The sequence below is a fragment of the Janibacter sp. CFPM2_SD2 genome, assembly GCF_057364645.1.
Genome location: NZ_JBNFOF010000158.1, coordinates 1 through 7,468, shown reverse-complemented (window position 1 = coordinate 7,468; position 7,468 = coordinate 1). Strand labels below are relative to the sequence as shown.

Here is a 7,468-nt window from a genome sequence, read left to right as displayed (position 1 = left end):
CGAGCCGGCCCGCGCCGGAGCGCGGGCAGGCCGAGCCCGAGCCCGAGCCGGAGCAGACCGAGCCGGCCGAGCAGGCAGTCGCCGACGACGAGGCACCGCAGCAGGTCTCCCGCGCCAACCAATCAGCGGGCGAGGGCGCCGACCCGTCGGGCAAGACTGCCTCCAACTCGTCGTCCACCGACGAGAAGCCCTCGGCCGACGTGGAGGCTGACGAGTCGGACTCGACTCCCACCGCCGGGGCCGAGCCCGCCGACAGCGCCGACACCGTTTCCGAGGCATCGGACGACGCACCGGAGCAAGACGACACGCAGCAGGACGACGCCGAGCAGCAGGAGCCCCAGGGCAAGGGGCGGGGCCGCAAGGGCCGCGCCAGCGTGCCGAGCTGGGACGACGTGATGTTCGGGACCACCCGCGACTGACCCGACGCCGGCGCCCGGGCTGCGGATCTTGCGCAGTCCCCGGGCGGTGCACGGCCCCCTCGTGACTCTGCATTGCCCAACGGCAATGCAGCCTCCCGCCCTCTCAACCCTGCAGGACCCTAGGGTTGTGCGGAGTTCGGAGCCCGGCGTCAGCTCGGCGGCGGGACCGGGCAGGCGTCGAGGTCGAAGGGCAGGACGTCCGCCGACTGCGCGACGGCTCGTGCGGCGCGCGAGCTCATCCGTCGCATGTGGTGCCGTCGGCAGAGCACCTCGTACTCGACCTCGGCCTCGTGCTGCGGGTTCGCGGTGTCGCCGACGACGACCTGCTCCCCCTCGACGACCATGACGCCGTCGACGACGCGGGCATTGTGCGTCGCCCGGCGCCCGCACCAGCACAGCGCCGAGACCTGCAGCACCTGGGTGCGGTCGGCGAGCTCGATGAGCCGCTGGCTGCCCGGGAAGAGCTGGGTGCGGAAGTCGCTCGTGATGCCGAAGGCGTAGACCTCGATGTCGAGCTCGTCGACGATCCGCGCGAGCTGGTCGACCTGCTCGGGGGTGTAGAACTGCGCCTCGTCGCAGATGAGGTAGTCGACACGGCCGCCGGCGGTCAGCTGGGCGACGACCGTGTCCCACAGGTCGAGGTCTTCGGCCACCTCGACGGCCGGAGTGGACAGACCCAGTCGGGAGGACAGGACGGCCTCGCCGGAGCGGTCGAGGCGGGTGAGGATGATGCCGACCCGTCCCGGCCGGTGGTTGTGGTCCATCTGCAGGGCGAGCGTGGACTTGCCGCAGTCCATCGTCCCGGCGAAGAAGCTCAGCTCGGCCACGTCACTGCTCCTGGGCGTCGAGGACGAGCCACGGGATCGTGACCTCGTCGGCGGTGATCGAGCCGTGCACGCCGAGCAGCGCCCGCAGCTCCGGGCGGTGGCGTCGCGAGTCGACGACGGCGACGGGGCCGGTCATCGCGGCGATGACATCGCCGATGCGCGGCCGCACCGTCTCGCTCACGGGACCGAACCACCCGCGGGCGATCGTCGTCGTCGACGTCGACGACGACGAGCGCGTCGTCCGCGAGCCGCCCGCGCCAGGTCGCCAGCACGTCGTCACGGGCACCCGGCGTGACGTGCAGCTGCAGGCAGCGCGGCTCGCCCGACACGTGCCGCACGCCGGCGTCGAGCTCGGCATCCTCCGCCAGGTCGGGCCGGGACTCGAGCGGGACGTCGACCATCCCGTGGTCGGCAGTGATGTGCAGCGCCGTGTCGCGCGGCAGGAGGGAGGCGAGGCGGGCGAGCTGCGCGTCGACCTCCTCGAGCTCCTCGCCCCACTCCAGCGAGCCGACGCCGTGGACGTGGCCGACCTTGTCGACATCGCCCCAGTAGAGGTAGACGAGCGAGCGCGGCGCTGCGCGCAGGGCGGTCACGGTCGCGTCGACGCGGGCCGCCAGGCTGTTGGCTGCGGTGAAGCGGCCACCGCGCAGGGCCGCCTCGGTGAGCCCGGAGCCGTCGAAGAAGCCCGGTCCGACGCGGGTGACGGCCACCCCGGCCGCCTGCGCCGCCTCGAAGACCGTCGGGGTCGGCTGCCACCGGCGGGGCTGCGGCCCGTCCTCCCACGACAGCTCGTTGAAGACGCTGTCGGTGTCGGGGTCGTAGGCCTCGTAGCCGACGAGCCCGTGGACGCCGGCGAGCGCCCCGGTGCCGAACGTGCCCATCGAGGTCGCGGTCGTCGACGGGAAGCCGCAGTCGATGGTCACGGCGGCCTGCGGGTCCTGCAGCAGCCGCCGCAGGAAGGGCGCGTGCCCGCCGCGTCGGGCCAGCAGCGCGGCCCCGAGCCCGTCGACGAGGACGACGACGGCCCTGCGGGCGGGACGAAGGGGGCGGTCCCCCGCCTTGGTCAGCCCGGGAACGCCCAGGCTCGTGGCGACGGCGGGCAGGACGCGGTCGAGCCGCGGGGTGGTCGGCAGCAGCGGTCCGTGGGCGTGGTCGTGGTGGGCCATGCGCCGGATCAGTGGCCGATGCTCGCCGAGAGGTCCCGGGCGAACTCGATGGCCCGGTCGAGCGCGACCCGACCCTCGGCCTCGGCGCTGATGCGCAGGGCAATGTCGTCGCTCGCGATGGTGCCCTCGTAGCCGTGGTCGCCGCCGTCGCAGTCGGGGTCGTTGCACAGCGCGGGGAGCAGGTCGACCCGGCTGACGGCACCCCAGCCGATGGTGAGGGTCAGCTCGCGACCGAGGGAACCCGGCACGTAGCGGGATGGGTCGCCGACGACGTGCGTGAGCATCACGCCGCGCACCGACGACAGCGGGATGCACTCGGTCGTCGCCGTCGCGATCTCCTGCGCGCCGGAGAAGTGGTCGGGGTAGTCGTCGGCGTGCGCGACGACCAGGCGGGTCGCCGTGCGGGCGAAGACGGTGATGTGCCGACGCACGGTGTCCTGGTCGAAGGTCGTCTCCTGGTGGACGAGGTGCCCGTGGACCTCTTCAGTGCCCACGGCCGCCTTGACCACGTCGCCGACGAGCGCCGGGTAGTAGCCCGCCCGCTCGATGTCGGCGGTGAGTGCGTCAGGCAGGCTGATCGCGGTGAGGTCGGCGTGTGCGGGCATGCCGCCATTGTGCCCCAGCCTCAGGTCAGGCTCCGCGCACTGGCGTCGATCCGGCGGAGCGCGGGGGCGATCATCACGTCGGCGCCGAGGACCGTCAGGCCGGAGGGGTGGGCGATGACCGGGTTGAGCTCCACCGACGACAGCTCGAGGAAGTCGTCGGACATGAGCGACAGACGACCGAGGAGGTCCTCGAGCGCCGCCCGGTCGACCGGCGCCGCTCCCCCGTGCCCCATGAGCAGCGGCGCCGACTTGAGGTCCTCGACGAGCTCGCGCACGTCGACGTCGGTCAGGGGCGGGATCCGGTAGGCGATGTCGTCGAGCAGGGTCGTCGTCGCCCCGGCGATGCTGAAGGAGACGACCGGCCCGAAGAGCGGGTCCTCGATCGACGAGCAGACCGTGGAGACGCCGGTACCGGCCATCTTCTGCACGACGAAGTAGTTGGCGTCGAGCGGCGCCAGGCGCCGGTCCATCGTCTCGAAGGCCACGCGGACGGCATCGGCGTCGTGCAGGTCGACGCGGATGCCCTCGAGGACGGCCTGCCCGCGCACGAGCGGCGAGAGGGACTTGACGACGACGGGGTAGCCGACCTCCTCGGCGGCGAGGACGGCCTCCTCGGCGGTGGCCACCTCGCGCCGCGGCCACAGGGTGATGCCATAGGCGGCGAGCAGCTCCTGGGACTCGTCGGCCGTCAGTGCCCGCCCCTCGGGGTCCTCGGCGAGCACCCGGTCGAGCAGGGCCCGAGCGGCCCAACGGTCGATCCCCTCGCGCACGACCGCCTCACCCTTGTCCTTGTCCCGCCAGGCGCCGTAGTCCGTCGCGCCGCGAGCGCCGCACCGCCTCCTCGGGCATCGGGTAGATCGGGATCGCCTGGCGCGGCTGCCCCTCCTCGGTCTCGCCCCACTCGTTGGCGAAGTGAGCGCTCTCGCCGCCGGTGTCGACGCCGCGCATGCCGAGCAGGGTGGCGACGCAGGGCTTGTCGGAGCGTGAGGCGGCGTGCCGCACCGCGTCGACGACGTCCTGCTCGAGGGCGCCGACGGGTGGGATGAAGCAGACGATGACCGAGTCGACCTGCTCGTCGTCGAAGGCCGCGTCGACGGCCCGGCGGAACTCCGCCGCCGAAGCCTCGGTACGCACGGCCACCGGCCCGTGGGTGACCTCGAGCCCGCGCGAGGTGGCGTTGTCCGCCGAGAGCGCGACGAGCTGGTTGGAGTTGCCGACGACGGCGACCCGGCGGCCCCTCGGCAGGGGCTGGTGGACGAGCAGCTGGGCCACGTCGAACATCTGGTGGACGTTTTCGCAGCGAATGACGCCCGCCTGGTTGAGCATCGCGGTGAAGGCGTGCGGCTTGACCTTCGGTCGGCGCACGCGGTGCCCGGGCGGGGCGCTGAAGTTGGCCGACGCCGCCTTGACGACGATGACCGGCTTGCTCGACGCGAGGTGGCGGGCGATCCGGGAGAACTTGCGCGGGTTGCCCATGGACTCGAGGTAGAGGCCGACGGCGTGGGTGCGCTCGTCCTCGACCCAGTACTGCATGAGGTCGTTGCCCGAGACGTCGGTGCGGTTGCCCGCGGAGGCGAAGACCGAGATGCCGAGGTTGCGTCGGGCGGCCGAGTCGAGGTTGGCGATGGCCAGCGCACCGCTCTGCGAGAAGAGCCCGAGATGGCCGGGCTCGGGGATGATCGGCGTGAGCGTCGCGTTGAGGCTGACCGCGGGGTCGGTGTTGATCAGGCCGAAGGAGTTGGGCCCGACGACCCGCATCCCGTGGGTGCGGGCCAGCCGCAGCACCTGCTGCTGCATGCGCGCGCCGTCCTCGTCCACCTCGGCGAAGCCCGAGGAGATGATCAGCAGCGTCTTGACCCCCGCGGCGGCGCACTCGCCGACGATCTGCGGGACCTTGTCCGCCGGCACCGCGATGACCGCCAGCTCCACGCCCCCTTCGATCTCGCCGATGGAGCGCTCGGCCTGCAGGCCGAGGACGGTCCCGGCCTCGGGGTTGACCGCGTGGACCCGCCCGGTGAAGCCGCCGTCGACGATCTGCTTGAGGACCTGGTGACCGATCGCCCGCTCCCGGCGGCTCGCGCCGATGACCGCGACGGAGTCCGGGTGGAGCATCGCCCGCACGCTCTGCGCCTCGGCGCGGTGCTCGCGGGCGAAGCGCACCGACAGCGACTCGGCGGTCGGCTCGATGGCGAAGTGGAGGGTGACGACACCGTCCTCGAAGCGCCGGCTGACCTGGTAGCCCGCGTCGGAGAAGACGCTGAGCATCTTGCGGTTCTGCGGCAGGACCTCGGCCTCGAACTCGGTGATGTCGGTCGCATAGGCGATCGCCGCGAGGTGCTCGAGCAGCACCGAGCCGATGCCCTTGCCGTGGTAGTGGTCGGAGATGTTGAAGGCGACCTCGGCGCTGTGCGGGCTCACCCGGTCGTAGCGGCCGATGCCGATGATGTCGTCGCGGATCGTCGCGACGAGGGCCATGCGATCGACGTAGTCGACCTCGGTGAAGCGCTTGATGTCGCGGTCGCTGAGGTTGCGCATCGGGGCGAAGAAGCGCAGGTAGATCGACTCGTCGGACTGGCCGGCGTGGAAGCGACGGACACCGTCGGCGTCCGAGGGCTTGATCGGACGCAGACGGCAGACCGAGCCGTCCCGCAGCACGACATCGGCCTCCGCGTGGACCGGGTACCCCGGAGGGAGCTGCGTCATGGCCCCAATCCTGCCACGGCCTCCCCCGCCCGACCGGGCGCCCACCGAGCGTGTGTCGGTCCCGCGGCAGAGCCGGCCCAGGGGTGAGGATGGACGGGCTCGACACCCGCCCACCGAGGAGTGCACCGCCAGCATGGCCCGCCGTTCCGCCACCCCCGCGACGCCCGACGTCCCCGAGCGGATCGTCGACATCGACGTCGCGGACGAGATGCGCAATGCCTTCCTCGAGTACAGCTACTCCGTGATCCACGCGCGGGCCCTGCCCGACGCCCGCGACGGCCTCAAGCCGGTCCACCGCCGCATCCTCTACTCGATGAGCGAGATGGGCCTGCGGCCCGAGCGCGGCCACGTGAAGTCCTCGCGCGTCGTCGGCGAGGTCATGGGCAAGTACCACCCGCACGGTGACTCGGCGATCTACGACGCCCTCGTGCGCATGGCCCAGCCCTTCTCCATGCGCCTGCCGCTCGTCGACGGCCACGGCAACTTCGGCTCGCTCGACGACGGACCCGCCGCGAGCCGCTACACCGAGGCGCGCATGGCCCCGGCCGCGCTGCTCATGGTGACCGGGCTCGACGAGGACACCGTCCCCTTCGTCCCCAACTACGACGACCAGCTGATGCAGCCCGAGGTGCTGCCGGCGGCCTACCCCAACCTCCTCGTCAACGGCACGACCGGCATCGCCGTCGGCATGGCGACGAACATGCCGCCGCACAACCTCGTCGAGGTCATCGGGGCGGCCCGCCACCTGCTGACCCACCCCGATGCCAGCCTCGACGACCTGATGAAGTTCGTCCCCGGCCCGGACCTGCCCGGCGGTGGCCGGATCATCGGCCTCGACGGCATCCGCGACGCCTACCTCACCGGCCGCGGCAGCTTCCGCACGCGGGCGACGACCCGGATCGAGAAGGTCTCGCCGCGCCGCCAGGGCATCATCGTCACCGAGCTGCCCTACCTCGTCGGCCCCGAGAAGGTCATCGAGAAGATCAAGGACTCCGTCCAGTCGAAGAAGCTGCAGGGCATCGCCGACGTCAAGGACCTCACCGACCGCGAGTCCGGCCTCCAGCTCGTCATCGAGATCAAGAACGGCTTCAACCCCGAGGCGGTCCTCGAGCAGCTCTACAAGCTGACGCCGATGGAGGACTCCTTCTCCATCAACAACGTCGCGCTCGTCGACGGCCAGCCGCGGACGATGGGCCTCAAGGAGCTGCTCACCGTCTACGTCGACTTCCGACGCGACGTCGTGCGCCGGCGCAGCGAGTACCGGCTCGCCAAGCGCCGCGAGCGGCTGCACCTCGTCGAGGGCCTGCTCATCGCGATCCTCGACATCGACGAGGTCATCCAGGTCATCCGCTCCAGCGACGACGCGACGATCGCGCGCACCCGGCTGCAGGAGGTCTTCGACCTCTCCGAGGTACAGGCGACCTTCATCCTCGACCTGCAGCTGCGCCGGCTGACGAAGTTCTCCAAGCTCGAGCTCGAGAAGGAGCAGAGCGAACTGCTCGCCCAGATCGCCGAGCTCGAGGAGATCCTCGGCGACGACAAGGTCATGACCCGGCTCATCTCCGGCGAGCTCGCCGAGGTCGCGAAGAAGCACGGCGACCCCCCGCCGCACGGTCCTGCTCGAGTCCGCGGGCGCCCCGGCGACCGCGACCACCCCGCTCGAGGTCGCCGACGACCCGTGCTGGGTGCTCCTCTCCAGCACCGGCCTGCTCGCCCGCACGAGCGACGCCGAGCCGCTCAGCCGCGAG

At 71.9% G+C, this 7,468-nt stretch carries 5 protein-coding genes and 2 pseudogenes; 2 read left to right on the top strand and 5 right to left on the bottom strand.

Translation table 11 applies throughout. The annotated features are described in order from the left end of the window. A pseudogene (locus tag AC2W7J_RS13620) lies at nt 1-419 on the top strand (hypothetical protein); the annotation flags it as partial. Between the two features lie 149 nt (nt 420-568). Here AC2W7J_RS13620 and AC2W7J_RS13615 read toward each other — a convergent pair. From AC2W7J_RS13615 to AC2W7J_RS13595, 5 genes are read right to left on the bottom strand one after another with little or no spacing between them, the layout of a single operon-like run. Continuing rightward, entirely contained in the window at nt 569-1,246 is a 678-nt protein-coding gene (locus tag AC2W7J_RS13615; RefSeq protein WP_485983035.1) for a thymidine kinase, read from the bottom strand. After that, a complete protein-coding gene (locus tag AC2W7J_RS13610) occupies nt 1,234-2,412 on the bottom strand; it encodes an alkaline phosphatase family protein (RefSeq protein ID WP_485983033.1) in 1,179 nt (392 codons plus the stop codon). Before AC2W7J_RS13610 ends, AC2W7J_RS13615 begins: the two co-directional genes overlap by 13 nt. Nucleotides 2,413-2,420: 8 nt before the next feature. Then, the gene (locus AC2W7J_RS13605) at nt 2,421-3,017 is read right to left on the bottom strand and encodes a DUF5998 family protein (protein ID WP_485983032.1); all 597 of its coding nucleotides are present in this window, start codon (nt 3,015-3,017) and stop codon (nt 2,421-2,423) included. A 20-nt stretch (nt 3,018-3,037) separates the two neighbouring features. Beyond that, the gene (locus AC2W7J_RS13600) at nt 3,038-3,787 is read right to left on the bottom strand and encodes an acetate--CoA ligase family protein (protein ID WP_485983030.1); all 750 of its coding nucleotides are present in this window, start codon (nt 3,785-3,787) and stop codon (nt 3,038-3,040) included. Between the two features lie 7 nt (nt 3,788-3,794). After that, nucleotides 3,795-5,720 (bottom strand): bifunctional acetate--CoA ligase family protein/GNAT family N-acetyltransferase, encoded by a 1,926-nt coding sequence (locus AC2W7J_RS13595; RefSeq protein WP_485983028.1) that lies wholly within the window; start codon nt 5,718-5,720, stop codon nt 3,795-3,797. A 133-nt stretch (nt 5,721-5,853) separates the two neighbouring features. On the opposite strand from AC2W7J_RS13595, the pseudogene AC2W7J_RS13590 reads away from it, so the two are divergent. After that, nucleotides 5,854-7,468, top strand: a pseudogene (locus AC2W7J_RS13590) (DNA gyrase/topoisomerase IV subunit A); the annotation flags it as partial.